At 61.9% G+C, this 18,858-nt stretch carries 17 protein-coding genes; 2 read left to right on the top strand and 15 right to left on the bottom strand.

Annotated features, from left to right (window positions below):
- Positions 1 to 46: 46 nt before the first annotated feature.
- Entirely contained in the window at positions 47 to 1,489 is a 1,443-nt protein-coding gene (locus GCT19_RS20575; RefSeq protein WP_026228302.1) for an anion permease, read from the top strand.
- 18 nt (positions 1,490 to 1,507) lie between these two features.
- Here the strand turns inward: GCT19_RS20575 and glnA are convergent, their stop codons facing one another.
- The 14 genes from glnA to GCT19_RS20505 all read right to left on the bottom strand — a co-directional run bounded on the left by glnA (position 1,508) and on the right by GCT19_RS20505 (position 17,906).
- Positions 1,508 to 3,013 (bottom strand): type I glutamate--ammonia ligase, encoded by a 1,506-nt coding sequence (glnA, locus tag GCT19_RS20570; RefSeq protein WP_152852965.1) that lies wholly within the window; start codon positions 3,011 to 3,013, stop codon positions 1,508 to 1,510.
- 93 nt (positions 3,014 to 3,106) lie between these two features.
- Positions 3,107 to 3,310: a hypothetical protein gene (locus GCT19_RS20565; protein ID WP_013091358.1), complete on the bottom strand. Its 204-nt coding sequence runs from the start codon at positions 3,308 to 3,310 to the stop codon at positions 3,107 to 3,109.
- Between the two features lie 194 nt (positions 3,311 to 3,504).
- Positions 3,505 to 4,671, bottom strand: a complete 1,167-nt coding sequence (locus tag GCT19_RS20560; protein WP_152852964.1) for a radical SAM protein — start codon at positions 4,669 to 4,671, stop codon at positions 3,505 to 3,507.
- Between the two features lie 106 nt (positions 4,672 to 4,777).
- Positions 4,778 to 5,410, bottom strand: a complete 633-nt coding sequence (locus tag GCT19_RS20555) for a hypothetical protein (protein WP_193727429.1) — start codon at positions 5,408 to 5,410, stop codon at positions 4,778 to 4,780.
- Between the two features lie 335 nt (positions 5,411 to 5,745).
- Positions 5,746 to 5,910: an FmdB family zinc ribbon protein gene (locus tag GCT19_RS20550; protein ID WP_018433560.1), complete on the bottom strand. Its 165-nt coding sequence runs from the start codon at positions 5,908 to 5,910 to the stop codon at positions 5,746 to 5,748.
- A gap of 164 nt (positions 5,911 to 6,074) precedes the next feature.
- Entirely contained in the window at positions 6,075 to 7,673 is a 1,599-nt protein-coding gene (locus tag GCT19_RS20545; RefSeq protein WP_152852962.1) for a methyl-accepting chemotaxis protein, read from the bottom strand.
- A 141-nt stretch (positions 7,674 to 7,814) separates the two neighbouring features.
- Positions 7,815 to 8,507, bottom strand: coding sequence for a phosphatase PAP2 family protein (locus tag GCT19_RS20540; protein ID WP_152852961.1), 693 nt, complete (start codon positions 8,505 to 8,507; stop codon positions 7,815 to 7,817).
- A gap of 132 nt (positions 8,508 to 8,639) precedes the next feature.
- Positions 8,640 to 10,352: a SulP family inorganic anion transporter gene (locus GCT19_RS20535; protein WP_152852960.1), complete on the bottom strand. Its 1,713-nt coding sequence runs from the start codon at positions 10,350 to 10,352 to the stop codon at positions 8,640 to 8,642.
- Positions 10,353 to 11,013: 661 nt separating this feature from the next.
- Positions 11,014 to 12,066 carry a LacI family DNA-binding transcriptional regulator gene (locus GCT19_RS20530; RefSeq protein WP_152852959.1) on the bottom strand — a complete coding sequence of 351 codons (1,053 nt, stop codon included), beginning with the start codon at positions 12,064 to 12,066 and terminating at the stop codon, positions 11,014 to 11,016.
- Positions 12,067 to 12,111: 45 nt separating this feature from the next.
- Positions 12,112 to 13,272, bottom strand: coding sequence for an ABC transporter ATP-binding protein (locus GCT19_RS20525; protein ID WP_152852958.1), 1,161 nt, complete (start codon positions 13,270 to 13,272; stop codon positions 12,112 to 12,114).
- A 3-nt stretch (positions 13,273 to 13,275) separates the two neighbouring features.
- A complete protein-coding gene (locus GCT19_RS20520) occupies positions 13,276 to 14,193 on the bottom strand; it encodes a carbohydrate ABC transporter permease (RefSeq protein ID WP_018433567.1) in 918 nt (305 codons plus the stop codon).
- Entirely contained in the window at positions 14,190 to 15,146 is a 957-nt protein-coding gene (locus tag GCT19_RS20515) for a carbohydrate ABC transporter permease (protein WP_018433568.1), read from the bottom strand. The genes GCT19_RS20520 and GCT19_RS20515 overlap by 4 nt, the downstream gene beginning before the upstream one ends.
- Positions 15,147 to 15,154: 8 nt before the next feature.
- Positions 15,155 to 16,393, bottom strand: coding sequence for an ABC transporter substrate-binding protein (locus tag GCT19_RS20510; RefSeq protein WP_152852957.1), 1,239 nt, complete (start codon positions 16,391 to 16,393; stop codon positions 15,155 to 15,157).
- A 94-nt stretch (positions 16,394 to 16,487) separates the two neighbouring features.
- Positions 16,488 to 17,906, bottom strand: coding sequence for a GH1 family beta-glucosidase (locus GCT19_RS20505; RefSeq protein WP_321576841.1), 1,419 nt, complete (start codon positions 17,904 to 17,906; stop codon positions 16,488 to 16,490).
- A 320-nt stretch (positions 17,907 to 18,226) separates the two neighbouring features.
- Between GCT19_RS20505 and GCT19_RS20500 the strand changes: the two genes are divergently transcribed.
- On the top strand, positions 18,227 to 18,613 hold the full coding sequence (locus GCT19_RS20500) for an ester cyclase (protein WP_026228306.1): 387 nt from the start codon (positions 18,227 to 18,229) through the stop codon (positions 18,611 to 18,613).
- Between the two features lie 57 nt (positions 18,614 to 18,670).
- Here the strand turns inward: GCT19_RS20500 and GCT19_RS42835 are convergent, their stop codons facing one another.
- Entirely contained in the window at positions 18,671 to 18,826 is a 156-nt protein-coding gene (locus GCT19_RS42835) for a hypothetical protein (protein WP_176136477.1), read from the bottom strand.
- Between the last annotated feature and the right edge of the window lie 32 nt (positions 18,827 to 18,858).

Here is an 18,858-nt window from a genome sequence, read left to right as displayed (position 1 = left end):
TCATATAAACCTTAGCACAAGGACGGTTATGAGAATGGGGCATGGCATGAAAACTTTCTGGAAGGCCGTCGCTCCTCTGATCGTGGCGATCGTGATCGGACTGATTCCCGCGCCCCCCGGTCTCGCGCAGCACGCGTGGTATTACTTCGGGATTTTCGCGGGCGTGATCGTCGGGCTGATGCTGGAGCCTATTCCGGGCGCCGCAATCGGTCTTATCGCGGTGACGCTGGTCGCGGTATTCAGCGAGTGGGTGTTCTTCAGTCCCGCACAACTCGCCAAGCCTGGTTTCAATGTCGCGAACGCGGGGCTCAGTTGGGCGCTTTCCGGTTTCTCGAACGGCACCGTGTGGCTGATCTTCGGCGCCTTCATGTTCGCCCTCGGATACGAGAAGACCGGGCTCGGCAAGCGCATTGCATTGATGCTGGTGCGGGCACTGGGTCGACGGACACTCACGCTCGGCTATGCGGTGATGGTGGCGGACGCCGTGATCGCGCCATTTACCCCTTCGAATACGGCGCGCAGCGGCGGGACGATCTTTCCGGTGATTCGCAGTTTGCCGCCGCTTTACGACTCGAAGCCGAACGATCCGTCAGCGCGGCGCATCGGTTCCTACATCATGTGGACCGCTATCGCCACGACCTGCGTGACGAGCTCGATGTTCCTCACCGCGCTCGCACCCAATCTGCTCGCCGCGGAACTCGTCAAGAAAACGGTCGACGTCGATCTCGAATGGGCACAGTGGTTTCTGGCCTTCGCGCCCGCGGGCATCTTGCTGCTGCTGGCCATCCCGCTGCTGACCTACGTGCTTTATCCGCCGCATGTGAAGCACAGCGCCGAAGTGCCGGCCTGGGCTGCCCAGCAACTGAAGGAAATGGGGCCGCTCACCAGACGGGAAATCATGCTCGCCGTGCTGGTACTGATCGCCCTCGCGCTATGGGTCTTTGCGGACGACTACGTCAATCCCACGACCGCCGCGCTGATGGTGATCGCGCTGATGCTGGTCACCCAGGTGGTGAGCTGGGACGACATGCTCGGCAACAAGCAGGCGTGGAATACCCTCGTGTGGTTCGCGACGCTCGTCGCCCTCGCAGACGGGCTCAGCAGGACTGGCTTCGTCAAATGGTTCGCCGGGACGATATCGACCCACATGGCAGGCTTTCCCCCGACGGAGGCGGCGATCGTCCTCGTGCTGATCTTTTTCTTCACGCATTACATGTTCGCGAGCGTCACCGCCCACGCGACGGCGATGCTGCCGGTCATGCTGGCGGTGGGCTCGACTATTCCCGGCATGCCGATGGAAGCGTTCGCGCTGATGCTGTCGCTGACTTTGGGGATCATGGGCATCCTGACGCCGTACGGAACGGGGCCGAGTCCCGTGTACTTCGGCAGCGGGTATCTGCCTGCGGGTGATTTCTGGAGACTCGGGCTGATTTTTGGCGTCATTTATATCGCGGTATTTCTTCTGATTTGCGCGCCGATCCTGCTTTGAGGTTCGAGGCTTGTTCTTCTAGATATCGAAGTAAAGGTAAAACTCCCATGGATGTGGGCGCAATTTGATCGTGTCGATCTCGCGGCTGCGCTTGTAGTCGATCCAGGTCTGAATCACGTCGTCGGTAAACACATCGCCTTTGCGCAGAAACGTGTTGTCCGTTTCGAGCGCCGCCAACGCCGCTTCGAGCGAGCCGGGCACCTGCCGGATATTGCGCGCTTCTTCGGGCGGCAAATCATAGATGTTGCGATCGAGCGGCTCGCCGGGATCAGTCTTGTTTTCGATGCCGTCGAGGCCGGCCATCAGCATCGCCGCGAAAGCGAGATACGCATTGGCCGACGGGTCCGGACAGCGAAACTCGACGCGCCGCGCGTTCGGCGAATCCGAATACATCGGAATGCGCGCCGCGGCCGAGCGGTTGCGCTGCGACATCGCCAGATTGACGGGCGCCTCATATCCCGGCACGAGGCGCTTGTAGGAATTCGTCGTCGGCGCGCAAAAGGCCATCAGCGCGGGCGCGTGCTGAAGCAATCCGCCGATGTACCAGCGGCACATGTCGGAAGTCAGCGCCCAGCCGCCCGCGTCGTAAAAGAGGTTCTGTTTGTCATTCCACAGGCTCTGGTGACAATGCATGCCGCTCGCGTTGTCGGCGAACAGCGGCTTCGGCATGAAGGTTGCAACCTTGCCGTGCCGACGCGCGACGTTCTTGCAGATGTACTTGTAGATCATCACGTTGTCGGCCATGCGGGTCAGCGTCGCAAAGCGCATGTCGATCTCGTTCTGTCCGGCGGTCGCAACTTCATGGTGATGCACTTCGATCTGCACGCCGGCCTGCTGGAGCGTCAGCGCGATTTCCGAGCGGATTTCCTGCAGCGTGTCATGAGGAGGCACCGGAAAATAGCCTTCCTTATAGTGCTGCTTGTAGCCAAGGTTGCCGCCGCCGTATGCGCCCTCGTCGCGACCGGTGGTCCAGTCGCCCTCGGCCGACTCGACGTAGTAGTAGCCGCAGTGCTGATCCTGGCCGAAGCGGATCGAGTCGAAGATGAAGAACTCGAGCTCCGGCCCGAAATAGCACGTCGTCGCGATGCCCGTCTGCCGCAGGTAGTTCTCCGCCTTTTTCGCCACGTAGCGCGGATCGCGCGAATAGGGCTGTCGCAGCACTGGATCGACTACGTCGCAAATGATCGACAGCGTCGGCGTACCGCAAGCCGGGTCGACGAAGGCTGTTGCCGGGTCGGGCCGCAGCAGCATGTCGGACTCGTGGATCTCCTGAAAGCCGCGGATCGATGAACCGTCGAAACCGATGCCGGCGCTGAACAGGTCGTCGTGAACTTCGGGAAGCGTGATCGAGAAATGCTGCCAGAGGCCCGGCAAATCAGTGAATTTCAGATCGACGATCTGAATATCGCGCTTTTGCAGCAGATCGATCACATCGCTTGCGTTTTGCGGTCGCGTGACGCGATAGCTGCCCGCTTCGACGGACGCCGAAAATGGCGATCCGGTGCTTCCTTGCGTACTGGCCATGAGCTTTGCCCTCTTGCGCCCCTTTACCGCCGGTTTACTTATAGTCAAACGTTAGTACTTCCGTGGGCGAAAACAAGGCGGCGGTGAGTGGGCCTAGCGGTCCTGCTCCAAGCCCTTTAGATGGGCCTGCCCCGCATCTCTGGCAGCGGCGGCGGTCGCATAGGTCTCGTCCGAAACGAGCGAGCGTCTGACCTCACGGGCCGCGAAGTCGACCAGCGTGATTACCCAGACATGCTCGCCACCCTGCTCGGCCGTTTGCACGAAAGCGCGCACGTCGCCCTTGTCGTCTGATTTCATCGTGACCTCCTTGTGGAAAAGTCGCGCGGGAAAAGGGCTGCGCGACGATAAAGACGTTCGCGACCCGCGGTGCCTTGCTCGCGGAGCGCGTAACTTGATCTTAGGCAATCGAATCGGCCCATTGACGGTTTTCTCGCTGCCGGTGGCCTTCGCAAATCGCGTGCCGCGCGTCGGTGGCATCGCGCGAATCGAACCTATCCAGTTTGCGGCGTGGAACGGCGTCCGCCCATCCGTCTCGCGAACGACATAAGCGACGCGCGCGGTAATTCTTCAACTGAAAGCGCCCACAGCGAATACGCGACGCTGCGCTGGAACAACAAACTGACAGCGGTCCGAAGCTGACCGTGGCCCAGCGCGTACATCGAATCAGTCACGGCGATCGCACCGTGCATCAGAATGCTGGCATGCCGATAGCATCCCATCATGCAGGCATTGCAGGGTTCCCGTTGATCGGGCAGGCGGTCGAGGTCGAACACGGAGCCCATCGGCTCGGACCACGCCTCGCAACGCCAGACATCGAGGTTCCAGTCGATATAAAAGTACTTGCTGCCACCGATACATGGAACCAGTTGCCGTTCACCGCGCACGAACCGCGCGACCTCGTCCAGCGCAGCGCTCGGGTCCATCACGCGGAAGTGCTTCTTCAGGCGCGCGATTGCGTTCAACGCGTCGAGTAACTCGTCGGTGTTCAGGTCGACGAGTTTCGAGTCTTCGTCGTACACGAGCGATGACGACCCAAACGCCTCGCGCCGGGGATAGGAAAAAACGACCGCATCGAAGCCGAGCCGATTGAGCGTCTCCGGAAGCGATTCGTAACGAACCAGACGGCTCACCGTAATCGATGCGCACACCTCGATGCCGAAGCTATGCGCCTGAGTGATGCCCTCGCGGATGCGGGCCTCGAGACCGCGCAGGCCGCGATTATGCTCATGCTCGCGCATGTCCGCGCTATCGATGGAAATCAGCAGACGCTTGAGGCCAGCCGCCGCCAGTTGCTTGATGTGGCGCGGAAGAAACCAGCCGTTCGTGATCACGCCGCACTGAATGCCGGCCTTGGTGGCCGAAGCCACCAGCGATGCGATCTGGGGATGAACCAGCGGCTCGCCGCCTTGCAGCGTCATGTAACGAATCCGGCGTCTGCGCAGGATCGGCAGTGCGCGCGCGAACTCATCAGGGTCGAGATAGCGACGTGGCCCCGCCAGATTCTTCTCGCGAGAGAACCCGCAGAAGTCGCATGCGGCGTTGCACACGTTCGTCACCGATACGTCGCACACCGCGGGCAACGGATTGCGCGGTTCGCTGACGACGCTGTCTCTATGCCGTAGATCGCGCCACTTGATGATCCGCTCTGTCGTATCCATGAGACCCTCGCGGCCTGCCGACGAATTCGTCACGAGGCTTCATAGAATACGCTCAACGTGCTGAGCGTGAACCATTGTTACGCCTACCGTCGGCTTTCGGCGCGCGCTATGAGTCATGCCGACCATAGGCCAATATCGGGGGGGGGGCCGCAAGAATAGCGCTTTCGTCGAGTTGGGAATCAATCAGTTGGCAGAAACACTCGAGCATCTGCTTTGGCGGTGCGCAACGGTCGATGACCGCATCGACACCTGGCCACCCCGCGAAAGGACACAGCGTACTGGACAGAACCGCGACGCGACATTGCGGGCAGTGCTTGTTGATCAACTCGATGGCTTTTAACTTGGATGCAAGATGGCAGTCGCCGTCAAGGACCGCCAATTGCGCATTGCTCGCGATTTGACCTCGTACCGCATCAGCGCACGTCTCAAGCGTGGACGCGAAGCCTCGCACCCGGGCGATAACGAAGATGGATTCAGCGATCGGCTCATGTCCTCTGCGGAGGACGAGCAGGCGCCGTCCGTTACCAAGGTTTGGCATCATGGTTCGCGCTCCGTCGGCAACCAGTAACGCGTAAATTGACTTCCATCTGAGAATCGTCATGCGATACCGCTCGCACGCCTCGGTGTACGCGAGTGAATCCTCGCCCGAGGTGGAACGGGCAAGTTCTAAGGCCTCGAACGCCGAGTCGACTTCGCTCAGCGATATATCAAACGCATCTCGCGGGTCCATGGCGAGCATCAATGTCGAGTCATCTGGATTCCAGCATACGTCGGCCCAGACCCGTGCAGAAGGTCGGCCGTGCGAAAGTGATTTCTTTTCGTCCGTTGGTCTTTCGTGCAGAACTTTTTTCGGCTCTCGGCAATTCGTGGGCTATTTCAACGGTTCGCCGGGTTTGAAGAGTCGCTCGCTCCCGACTTGCACCTTGGGGGCAGCCACGGAGGCCGCGCGGCAGGAGCGGTAAGAACCTACAGAAAACGTCATCGCACGGGCGACGGCGAGAGTGGGCAAGCGCAGATCCGTCGGCAGGGGCAGAACCGACGTTCGAGGGTCCGCGAGAACCGCGAGGACAGAGTTCAGCTTTTTCGGGACGTTTTCGGCACGAATGGCGTGGGTATGTGCTGGACCTTCTCGCTTCCGCACTTCGGGCAAGCGGGATGAGCATTTTCATGTTCAGCAAGATGCTCGGCATGTTCGAACATCTCACCGCACTTCTCACACCTGTACCGGTAAGTCGGCATGGCATTCCTCCAACGAGAAGCCGGCACGTCGTTGCTGACCAGATACGTCTATGACGTCGGCAATAACCCATTCTAGTGCAGGAAAGTGCGGGAAACGTCTGCGTACGCGTCGCGCGTCGCCGTTCAATTGGATGCACCGCTGAGTGCGGCACTGACCGCGAATCTCAGTTTGGCCCGTCACCTACCAGCCGAAAAACCTGCACCGCATCTTCCAGCGTGGACGCCTGTTCTTGCATGCTGGCCGCCGCGGCTGCCACCTGCTCGACCAGAGCAACGTTTTGCTGGGTCATCTCGTCCATGTGTCCGATCGCGCGATTGATTTCGCCGATACCGGTACTTTGCTCGTTGCTCGCGTGCGTAATCTCACCCATCAAGGTGACCACACTGTCGACGGCCGTGACGATTTCGGTCATGTCCCGGCCAGCCTGGTCGACCAGTTCGCCGCCCGCATTGACGTTGCCGACCGAGTCGGTGATCAGCGCCTTGATTTCCCTGGCGGCCGTCGCGCTGCGTTGGGCCAGGCTGCGCACCTCGGCGGCGACGACCGCAAAGCCGCGTCCCTGATCGCCGGCGCGCGCCGCCTCGACGGCCGCGTTCAAAGCCAGAATGTTGGTCTGAAAGGCGATCGAGTCGATCATGCTGATGATGTCGACGATCTTGTGTGAACTGCCGCGGATCAACGACATGGTGGTTACCACATGGCCCACCACGGTACCGCCTTTGACCGCGAGGTCGGAGGCCGACGCGATGTGTTGGTTGGCGTGCGAAGCGCGTTCGGCATTGGCGCGGACCGTTGCAGTCAGTTGTTCCATCGTCGAAGCGGTTTCCTCGAGCGAGCCGGCCTGTGCCTCGGTGCGGGACGACAGTTCCGCGTTGCCGGCCGCAATCTCGCGCGCGCCGAGCGCGATCATATCGGACGCGCGTCGCACGTTGCCGACCACCGAGGCCAAGCCGACACTGATGCCGTTCATCGCCTGCATCAACTGGCCGAGTTCGTCGCGCCGGCTGACATGCACTTGCGCGGTCAAGTCGCCAGCCGCCAGTTTTTCCGCGGCGGCCTTCGCTTCGAGCAGTTGCATGCCGAGACCGCGCCGGGTCGTCACGAAGACCAGCGCGCTGACCAGCAGCGCGCCGAGCAGCCCGAAGCCGATCACCCCGGCCGGCAGGAAAGGGGGCGACGTCCCTGCGGGGCTCGCTTGGTCCGGGAGGATTACAGCCTGCAGCAGCCGACCATAGCCCAACAGGAGTGCGGTATTCGCGGCCAGAGTCAGCAGCGCGAGCCTGCCTCCAATCGACAGGTTCCACACCTCGCTGACGTCGAGCCCGACATACAGCGCGCCGATCACGTCGCCGGAACCGTCCCGGATCGGCTCGTACCGTGTCATGTATTGCTTGCCGAATAGCGTCGCATAACCGGTGTAGGGCTGCCCGCTGCGCAGCATCCGATAGCCGGGATGCGAGCGGTCGAGTACCGTGCCCACGGCCCGCTCGCCGGTTTGCCTTTTGACCGAGGTGGCGACGCGCACGAAGTCGTCGCCTATCGCGACGAATAAGGTGCCCGTCGCGCGGGTTTTGTCGGTGAAGCGATCCACATCGCCGTAGTTGAGGTTCAGCAGTGTGCTCCCGTTCAGGAGCCTGGGCGTCATCACACCGAGGATGTCGACACCGCTCGATTCGTCGCGCGTAAATCGATCTGGAAAATACCCGGCGAGCGTTCGCGCGTGACGACGCACCTGGGCCTTGAGCGGCAGCAGAGAGTACATGAGGTGAACCCCCGTCGACTGTGTCAGCGAGCCGAATAAATCGGACGTTTTATTCTGATTTCATTAGACAGAATATTGCATGAGATGGCAATAGAGGGGCCTCGCTAATCTCAGCTCACGGGAAGGCAGGCGCCAGGCGGGTCACAGATGTCTGAACACTCCGCACGCCAGAGCGCGCAGTTCTTCGAATTGCGTGACGAGTTGGAGGCACAGAATGAAGGCCAACATCGCCGCGGGCCCCGGGTGGCGTTCGATCCATCGCAGCATCGGGGTCGCGTAGCGCGTGCGGATCGCCTCGCGCGTCAGGATCAACGTGATCGCGATTCCCACCGCGGCGCCCACCAGCAAATCGGTCGGATAGTGAAAGCCGAGATAGGCGCGCGGAAGGCAAATGAACACCGCGGTATAGAGAAGCGCCAGCACGCCGATGCCCCGCCACACGAGGAAAATGCCGGTGGCGATGGCCATCCATAGCATGGCGTGATCGCTTGGGAACGAACTCCAATCCGACAACTGCGCAGCCTTGGTCGCGCCGCTTGCGAACTGCAGATGAAGTTCGGTGCTATAGATGGGACGCACTCTAAATGGCAACCAGTGCGCCAGCAGCCTTCCGACGAAGAGCGCTACGACACCGCTGAGAAGCGTCGCGAGCACTATTTCGCGCCGCCGTTCGGCGCGTTCGTCTTGTTGAAACCAGATCCACCACAGCACGGCAATCAATACCAGGCCTTTAAAGGTGTACAGGTCGGCGATGGCTTGTATCGATTGGGTCGCGAAATGACCGAAGTGTATGCTGGACAGATAAGTTTCGATGGTCGAATCGAAGCTGTTCATGCTTTTGTAATCGATATCTGCTAGTCGCAGCGGAACATCAGCTTAATCGACGCAAGAAACGAAAAATGAGGCGCAGACAACGTTTGCCGTCATTTTTTGGTTCGTCCCGATCCCGCACGACACCCCTCCCCGTTATGGCGCCCCCTTCACCTGCTCATGCGGCTTCTCCACTCCCGCCATGCTCAGCGCCTCATGCAGCGTGCCGAAAATACAGCGCTCCTCGACGATCGGCGTGATGCCATGCCGATCCATGTCCGAGCGCAAATAGCGATTCACCCGCGCAAACACCACCTCGATCCCATCGCGCTTGAGCGCCGAGCACAACTCGCCCACCGAGCGCGCCGCCGAATAATCGACATCCGTAATCGCGCTCGCATCGACGACGAACCAGCGCACCGCGTTCGGTGCGTGCTCGATCAGGCGGCGCGTATCGTCGACGAAGAAATGATCGTTCGCGTAGAACAGATCGGCGCCGAAGCGATAGACGATCAACCCCGGCGCGGTCTCTATGCCGGGCACCGCCGGCACCGGCACCCACATGCCGTCGCCGTTGGGCGCGAGCATCATCGTGTGCGGGCGGTAGCTGTGTCGCACGTGACGCAGCAACGACAACGCGACCGCGACCAGGATGCCGTGCTCGACGCCGATCAGCACGACCGCCGCCGCCGTGAACAACGCTAGCGCGAATTCGCCGGGACTTTCGCGGCGAATCGAAAAGAGCGACTGCACATTAATCAGGCCGACCGCGATCGTAAACACGATGCTTGCGAGAATGCAGTGCGGCAGATACTGCAGATAGCGGCTGAAAAACAGCAGCACGGCCACCACGACCGCCGCGAACACGAGCTGCGCGAACTGGCTGCGCGTGCCGGCCCGATCGGCCATCGCGGTCTGCGTCGGGCTGCCGTTGACCACGAACGCGCCGGAGAACGCCGCCGCCGCGTTGGCGGCCGCGATGCCGAGCAGGTCCGCGTTGGTATCGACCGGCTCGTGATAGCGCTCGGCGAACACGCGGCTTGCGGCGGCGCTTTGCGCGACGATCATCACGAAGCACGACGCCGCGACCGGCACGAGATCGAGCATCTGCTGCCACGTCACCGACGGAAACCGCAGCGGCGGCAATCCGCCCTCCACCGGTCCGAGGATCGAGATGCCGTGCGCGGCGAATCCGAACACGTCGCTCGCGGCAATGCCCCCGACGACCGCGATCAATGGCACCGGCAGGCGCGGCCAGAAGCGCTTGCAGACGAGAATCGCGGCCACCACGAAGAGCGAAATCGCCAGCGTCGGCCGATTGATCTGCGTGGCCTTGCTCACGACGAGCAGCAGTTGATCCACGCTGCGCGTCGCATGTCCGGGCACGCCGAGCATGTCGCCGAGCATCGCGATGCCGACCTGCACGCCGACGCCGGCGAGAAAGCCGACCAGCACCGTACGCGACAGGAAGTCGGCGAGAAAACCGAGCTTGAAGATGCGCGCGACGAGCAGCAGCCCGGCCGTCAGCAGCGCGACCATCGCCGCGAGCGCCGCGTATTCGGCACTCGACGCGGGCGCCATCGTCTCCAGACGGCTCGCGAAGATCGTCGCGGTGGCCGAATCGGCGGCGACGACCAGATGCCGCGACGCGCCGAAAAACGCGAACGCGACGAGCGGCAGGAAGACCGTATAGAGCCCGGTGACCGCCGGCATGCCGGCAATGCGCGCATAGCCGAGCACCTGCGGTATACCCATCGACGCAAGCTGCACACCGGCCAGCGCATCACGCGCCGCCGCAATCCGGCTCAAAGGAAGAACGCCCTTCAGCACGCTGGCACGTGCCGCCATTTTCTGCAGAGAATCTTGCATACGCGATGCCGACCCAAAACGGAGGTAATCGCGCATCGTGCCGCGAACCGGCACGCCAAGGCAAGACTTACTGAAAGGTAAAGCGGGCTATTGACGGAAACAAAAAGGGAAAGCAAACCGAAAGGACGCAAACGGTTGCTCCTTTCGAATTAACGACAAACTAGCGAACGTTAATCGCAAATCGAAAATCTCCACGGCGCAGCCGCGGAAAGAACGCGCGACGAAAATCTATCGTTTGAAACGTCCCGTCTGCGGATCGACATGGCGCGCGAAGCCAAACAGCGCAGCGATGCCGATCGGACAGGCGATCAGAAAAATGGCCAACATCACACTCACCCCGTAACAACTTGTTACAAGGGAGTTTAGAGAAATTTGACGCAAGTTTAATGAGGGAAAACCGCAAAGCAGTATTGCGAAGGATTACGGCGACCTTAAAAAGATTGCCACATCCGTAAGTGAAAGCGCGAACAAGCGCGTGATGGCGCTCGTGAAAAAAAACTCGAAGAAATATCCGTTCGACTATGAGGAAAGCCCCGCCGCGTATGGCTGGTAGCCGCGTCCCCATTTCGTTCGCAAGTTCGACCCGGCGCCGGCATAACACAGCCGAGACGGCGCGCATCCGCGCGCCAGACATCGCACCGCCACGATTAGGCAAATCCTTCTACCGCGTCGAGCCACGCGTATTTTTCTTCTGCATTGGCGCTGGTCCAACCGATTCGCGCATCGTCACGCTGACCGGAAACTCGCGGAAGATCTCCCACGTGGTGCCATAACACTGGTTGATCAGCCAGCGCACCGCGTTTTGCGTCAGCTCCCCGGTCGGAATGTGCACTGACGTGAGTCCCGGCGCCGCGTATGAGGCCGAGTAGTCGTCGTCGTAGCTGATCACGGAAATGTCGTTGGGAACCGAAATGCCCGCCTGGTGAAAACGCGCGAGCACAGCGACAGCCATCGTGTCGTTCGCGCAGAACAGACCGGTCACGCGCCGCTGCATCTCGAGCAGCTTCTGGGCGGCCGCATAGCCGCCTTCCGGCGAAAAGTCGGCTTCGATCAGCGGGACGTCGTCGCGCGCAATGCCGGCTCGCGCGAGTTCGGCGAAAAAGCCGTCGATCCGCATCACGTTGTCCGACGCGGTAGCGGGCCCGGAAATCACCGCGATGTCGCGATGCCCATGGTCGAGCAGCGTGCGCGCCGCCAGTTCGCCGCCGCGCCGATGATCCGCGCTGAACGACGCTTCCGGCAACTGCTCGAACGCGCGATTCAGGAACACCATCTTCGGATGCATGCCATGCAGCATGATCAGGTCTTCGTCGTGCAGATCGTGGCTGATCACGACCACGCCGTCGCAATCGCGGCCGATCAGAAAGCGCACCGCCTCGATCGCCTGCTCGCGCGGCGACACCTCGCCGCAACCGGTCGCGACCACGACATGCCGGCCGACCGCGCGCAGCTCGGTGTCGGTCTGCTTCAGGATCGTGCCGTAGTAGGGACCAAAGAAGGTCGGCACGAAGATGCCGATGATGCCAAGCTGCTGCGTCGCCATTGCCCGGCCGATCGACGACGGGCGGAAGTTCAGCGCCTCGATCGCCGCCTTCACGCGCGCCGCGGCATCGGCGGAAATCGGTCCCTTGCCGGAAATCGCTCGTGAAGCGGTCGACATGCCCACGCCGGCCAGTTGCGCGACGTCCTTGAGTGTTGCCACGCGGTTCTCCATCAAGCCTGTCTCGACGAGCCGCTTCGCGCGTGACGCTGCGCGGCGTTATAAGCGCGCGCCGCTCGCTTCGTCGAATAGCGAGACATGCGCGGCGTCGAACGAGAACGCCACGGAGTCATCCTCCGCAATCGGCGCTTTTGTCTGATCGATCGACGCGATCTGTTCGCCATGATAGTCGAGCCAGATCACGCGGTGGTTGCCCATCGGCTCGATCAGCGAAACTTTTGCGCGCTCGCTGGCGCCCGCCGTGATATGCACGTCTTCGGCGCGCACGCCGAGGACGCACGGCACACCGTGCGCGGGCGCCTGCGTGAACTCGTATGCCGACACGTCGATTCGGGCATTCCCGGAGCAGAAGTGGAGCGCGCCGTCGCGCGTCTCCAACGTGCCCTTCAGCAGATTCATCGCCGGCGAGCCGAGGAAGGTCGCGACGAACAGGTTGTTCGGCCGCGCATAGACTTCGGCCGGGGTGCCGAACTGCTGGATCACGCCGCCGCGCATCACGGCCATGCGCGTCGCGAGCGTCATCGCCTCGACCTGGTCGTGCGTCACGTAGATCATCGTCGCGCCGAGGCTGTGGTGCAGTTGCTTCAGCTCACGGCGCAGCTCGGTGCGCAGCTTCGCGTCGAGGTTCGACAGCGGTTCGTCGAACAGGAACACGTCGGCTTCGCGCACGATCGCGCGGCCGATCGCGACGCGCTGCCGCTGTCCGCCCGACAACTGCGACGGCTTGCGCTTGAGCAGCGGCCCCAGTTGCAGCATCTCCGACGCGCGCGCGACACGCCTTGCAATTTCCGCCTTCGGCGTGCCGTTGATGCGCAGCGCGAACGACAGGTTGCGCTCGACGCTCATGGTCGGATAGAGCGCGTACGACTGGAACACCAGCGCGATGCGGCGATCCTTCGGATCGGCCCACGTCATGTCCTCGCCGGCAATCTCGATGCTGCCGTCGCTGACGTCGATCAATCCCGCGATGCTATGCAGCAGCGTGGACTTGCCGCAGCCCGACGGTCCCAGCAGCACGACGAACTCGCCGGCGAGCACGTCGAGATCGAGGTTCTCGATCACCGTATTCGCGCCGAGCCGAATCGTCAGATTGCGGACCGCCACATTGGCGGGATGCGTGAGCGCCGCGGCGTCGGAGGCAGCGCCCGCGCTTGCGCCCGGCACGGCGGCCGCATCGATCGTATTAGCCATGTCTGTCATGCCTTACCCCTTGACGGCGCCCGACGCAATGCCGCGCACGAACCAGCGGCCCGAGATGAAATAAACCGCGAGCGGAACCATCGACGTCAGAATGGTCGCCGCCATATTGACGTTGTAGAGCCGCTCACCGGTCGTCGTGTTGATGATGTTGTTCAGCTGCACCGTCATCGGCAGATTCTTCGTGCCGGCGAACACGAGACCCAGGATGTAGTCGTTCCAGATGTTCGTGACCTGCATGATCAGCGCGACGACGATGATCGGCGTCGACATCGGCAGCATCAGCTGAAAGAAGATGCGCCAGAAACTGCCGCCGTCGATGCGCGCGGCCTTGAACAGCTCCTGCGGAATCGACGCGTAGTAGTTGCGGAACAGCAGCGTCATCACCGGCATGCCGAACATCGTGTGAATCAGCACGATGCCGGGCAGCGAGCTGAACAGATGCACGCTCGCGAGCACCCGCACGAGCGGATAGATCATCACCTGCACCGGAATGAACGCGCCGACCAGCAGCACGCCGAACAGCAGACCCGCGCCGCGCGGCCGCCAGAACGACAGCGCGTAGCCGTTCACCGCGCCGACCATGATCGACAGTACCGTGCTTGGCGCGACGATCCGCACCGAGTTCCAGAAGCCGACGCGAATGCCGTTGCAATCGAGCCCGGTACAGGCCGACTGCCACGCGGCGCTCCACGCGTCGAGCGTGAAATGCATCGGGAACCCAAGCAGATTGCCGAGGCGGATCTCGCTCATCGGCTTGACCGACGTGACCAGCATCACGTAGAGCGGCAGCAGAAAGAACACCGCGGCGGTGAGCAGGAACGCGTAGATGCCGAGGCGCGCCGGCGAGAACACCGAGCGGCGAGGCCGCGTGCGCGCGCGCTGCGGCATGCCGCCTTTGAGCGTGGAATCGAGCGTGTTCATCCTCTCTCCCCGCGCAGCGCCGCACGGCTGCGTGCATAGAAGAACGGCGTGAGAACCGCGAGCACCGTCGTGAGCAGCACGATCGATGCAGCCGACGCAAGGCCGATGTTCGCGCGTCCGAACAGATAGTCCATGATGAATTTGGCCGGCACTTCGCTCGCGGTGCCGGGACCGCCCTGCGTCATCGCGACGACCGCGTCGTACAGCTTCACGACCATCACGAACAGCAGCACGAACGCGGTCGAGATCGACGGTCCGAGCATCGGCACCACGATGCTCGCGTACACGCGCCAGCGTGGAATGCCGTCGATGCGCGCGGCTTTCCACAACTCTTCGTCGATGCCGCGCAGGCCCGCGAGCAACAGCGCCATCACGAGCCCAGAAGCCTGCCACACGGTCGCGATCACGATCGTGTAGATGACCCAGTCCTGATCGACGATCCAGTCGAAGCGAGCATGCGCGAAGCCGAGATTGCGCAGCACCTGCTGCGCACCGAGCGAGGGATTCAGAATCCACTGCCACACGAGCCCGGTCGCGACGAACGACATCGCGTACGGATACAGAAACACCGTGCGCAACGCGCCTTCCGCGACCACGCGCTGATCGATGAAGATTGCCAGCAGCAGACCGATCACCATGCACGCGATGATGAAGCACGCGCCATAGATCACGATGTTCTGCAGCGACATCAGCCAGCGGTCGTTGTGGAACAGCCGCACGTACTGCGTGAGACCCGCGAAGTCATTCGACGGAAACGTGCGCGAATTGCTGAGCGACACGCGCGCGGTCCAGACCATCGTGCCCAGATACGTGAACACGACGGTCAGGAGCATCGGCAGCAAGGCCAGCCAGACCGCGATCGAAAACCGCCGGTTCAGCGGCTTGTTTCGCGGCCTGGGTTGCGACTTGCCCTGCGGGTTCGAACCCTCGGCTGGCAGCTTGAGCGCGTGCATGGCGAGACCTAGCCCTTCAGCGCGCTGGCGAACGCTTTCTGCGCGTCGTCGACGGACTGGTTCTTGTTCCAGAAGTTCGTCACGACGTCAGTGAGCGCACCCTGCGTGTCGGGCGACAGCAGCATTTCCGGATTCGGCAACTGGCGCGACTTGTCCTTCATGATCGCGATGCCCTCCTTGGCGCAGACGTCGAGGCTGCTTTCGTCGACGTCAGAGCGGATCGGAATCGAGCCCTTCTTCGCGCTGAACGCGACCTGCGCGGACGGCGATGTCATCACCGTGGCGAGCAGATTCTGCGCCTTGATCGCCGACGCGCTATCGGTCTTCGGGAACACGAACACATCGCCCGCAACCAGATACGGCGAACGCGGACCGAAGCCCGGGAAGCAGCCGAAGTCCTTGCCCGCCGTTTGATTCGCCGCGACGAACTCGCCCTTCGCCCAGTCGCCCATGATCTGAACGCCGGCCTTGCCCGAAGTCACGAGCGCGGTCGCGTCGTTCCAGTTGCGGCCAGGCGAGCCCGGATCGACGAAATCGTGCAGCTTCTTGAACGACACGAGCACCTTCTTGAACGCCTCGGAGTTCACCGCGTTCTGATCGTGATCGCGATAGACCTTCATATACAGGTCGGGGCCGCCCACATCGGCGAGCACCGCGTCGAACGTGATCTTCTCCTGCCACGGCTGGCCGCCGAACGCCAGCGGAATCACGCCCGCGCTCTTCAGCTTGCCGAGATCGGCGATGAATTCGTCGTAGCTTTTGGGCTCGCTAGCGATGCCCGCTTTCTGGAACACCGGCTTCGAGTAGAAGAACCACGCCGGCATATGGATGTCGACCGGCGCCGCGTAGAAATGGCCCTTTACGCGGATACTGTCGAGAATCGATTGCGGAAAAATGCCGTTCCAGTTTTCTTTCGCGGCGACGTCGTCGACGTTATTCAGGAGTCCCTGATCGATCAGATCGTGAAACTGCTTCGATGTATTGAACTGTGCGGCGGTGGGTGGATCACCGCCAACGATGCGGTTGATCGCGGTGGCGCGCGCCTGGTCCCCGCCGGCGACCGCGTTGTCGACCCATTGGCCGCCGGCCTTGTCGTACGCGACGGCAAACTGACGAATCGCCGCCGATTCGCCACCCGAGGTCCACCAGTGAATCACGTTAGCCTTGAGCGGCTCCGCGTGCGCGACGACGCCATACAGCGCCAGTGCGGCAACTACGCCTCGCAAGACCATTCTGTTGCTGTTCATTCCGTCTCCTCCAGGCTCCGCGCCCGTGTGTCAAGTCGAAATACCATCCAGCTCCACCCGGTTTTACATCGTTGCTGCGTCGTTTTGATTGTGTTTACTGCGCCTGCGCATTGCGATCTTTGAGGAACTTCGACACCAGCTCCGCGCTGCGCTTGATCGTGCGCTTCTGCGTTTGGTAGTCGACGTGCACGATGCCGAAGCGCCGCTCATAGCCGAAAGCCCACTCGAAGTTGTCCATCAGCGACCACAGGAAATAGCCGCGCACGTCGACGCCCGCCTTGATCGCCTGATCGACCGCGGCGAGATGGCGCTTCAGGAACGAGATGCGCTGCGTGTCCTCGACCCGGCCGTCGATGACCTTGTCGTCCGATGCCATGCCGTTCTCGGTGATGTAGATCGGCGGCAGATTGACATAGGTGTCCTTGAAACCGATCAACAGATCGCGAAGACCGTCAGGGTAAACCTCCCATCCCATCTGCGTACGCTCGACACCTTCGAGCGGCACTTCTTTGAATCCATGCCCGCCGTCACTCGCGACGTTGGTGCGGAAATAATAGTTGATGCCGAGGAAGTCGAGCGGCGTATTGATCGTCTGCATGTCGCCTTCTAGCACCAGCGGCTCGCTGCCCGGCCACAGCTCGACCAGGTCTTGCGGATACTCGCCCTTGAACAGCGGATCGAGAATCCACGCGTTGTGCTGAACCTCGAACAGCTCGGCCGCGCGACGGTCGGCGGCGCTGTCGCTATTCGGCGTGCCGCGCCCGACGTTCGCGACGATGCCCTTGTGCGAGCGCGGATCGTTCGCGCGCAGCACCGGAATCGCGAGACCGTGCGCGAGCAGCAGATGATGCATGGCCTGCGCGGCGAAACGCACGTTCGACAGCCCCGGCGCGTGATGGCCGTTGCCGTAGCCGAGGTACGCCGAACACCACGGCTCGTTGAGCGTCGCCCACGCATCGACGAAGCCGTGCAGTTCGCGGCTCATCAGATCCGCGTAATCGACGAAACGGTACGCGGTTTCGCGATTGAGCCAGCCGCCGCGATCCTCGAGATGCTGAGGCAAATCCCAGTGATACAGCGTGACGAAAGTCGTGATGTTCTTCTCTTTGAGCCGTCCGAGCAGGCGCTTGTAGAAGTCGAGGCCCTTGTGGTTCGGCGCGCCGTTTTCATCCATCACGCGCGGCCATGCGGTCGACAGCCGGTACGCTTCGAGGCCGAGGCCCGCGAGCAGATCGACGTCCTGTTCCCAGCGATGATAGTGATCGCATGCGACGGCGCCGGTATCGCCAGCCAGCACCTTGCCCGGTGTGGCCGAGAACGTGTCCCAGATCGACGGCAGGCGGCCGTCTTCATTGACCGCGCCTTCGATCTGATACGACGCGGTGGCCGCGCCGAGCAGGAAGTCCTGGCGCCATAGCGACGAATCGGCGGGCGGTGTGAATGGATCGGAATGCGGGTCGCCGTGAGCGCTTGGATGTTCGGCGTCGACGACTGCGGATGCGTTGTTTACCACGGATTCTCTCCTGCGATGAGGTCGTTGAACCGGGTGTGGCGGAACTCGATGCGCTTTCGTTCGACCTTACTGTGAACGCTTAAGTGGAAGCGCTTCCACACTGTCGAGTGAACGATAACAGCGGCGAAATCGGAGCAGCAATCCGGGTTTGTCTGGAGAGGGTTTCTCGCATCCGCGCGAGGGTGATGCGGGGTGCATCGAGGCTATTCGATTGCAGCGGACGGTTGCGGCTTCCGACAAAATCCCCGGCAGCCATTCAACGCTAAATCCCGGATCGTCGACAATCGGGCTCATCCACTTACGCATGGAAGACGATGGCGATGAGCGAATTCAATCTGCCCAAACTCTACCGCGGTTATATCGCCTGCCTGAACGCGCAGGACTGGTCAAAGCTGCGAGACTTCGTTGACGAAGACGTGAAGCACAACGGACAACGAATCGGTTTGTCGGGCTATCGAGAGATGCTGGAAAGAGATTTCCGCGACATTCCGGACCTGCGCTTCGAGATTCAGATGCTGGTTTGCGAGCCGCCCCATATCGCAAGCCGATTGCATTTCGACTGCACGCCAGTCGGCATGTTTCTTGGGCTTCCCGTGCAAGGAAAACGGGTCGAGTTCAGCGAGAACGTGTTCTATCGGTTCGGAGGCGGCAAGATTCAGCAGGTCTGGTCGGTCATCGACAAAGCCGCTATCGAGAGTCAGTTGTAGCGGCTCAGGGACACGTCGCGCTCACGCGCTGCGCTTCGGCCAAGCGGATGCGCTCGTCTACGGCTTGTCGTCCTCGCGATCGGGGTCGATGTCGGGATCGAGCGGCGGCGCGTCCGGGTCCTGCGGTGGACCGATGTCGGGCAGATCCGTCTGCACGACGTCGGACTGATCCGGCCGGATCGGGTTTTCGTCCTTGTTCGGTGTGGTGGCCATGGCCGGTCCTCCTTGGGTCGTTGCCATGCTGA

Origin of the sequence: Paraburkholderia atlantica (assembly GCF_009362785.1) — a bacterium.
Taxonomy (GTDB): domain Bacteria; phylum Pseudomonadota; class Gammaproteobacteria; order Burkholderiales; family Burkholderiaceae; genus Paraburkholderia; species Paraburkholderia atlantica.
This window is presented reverse-complemented; position numbering and strand designations above follow the sequence as displayed.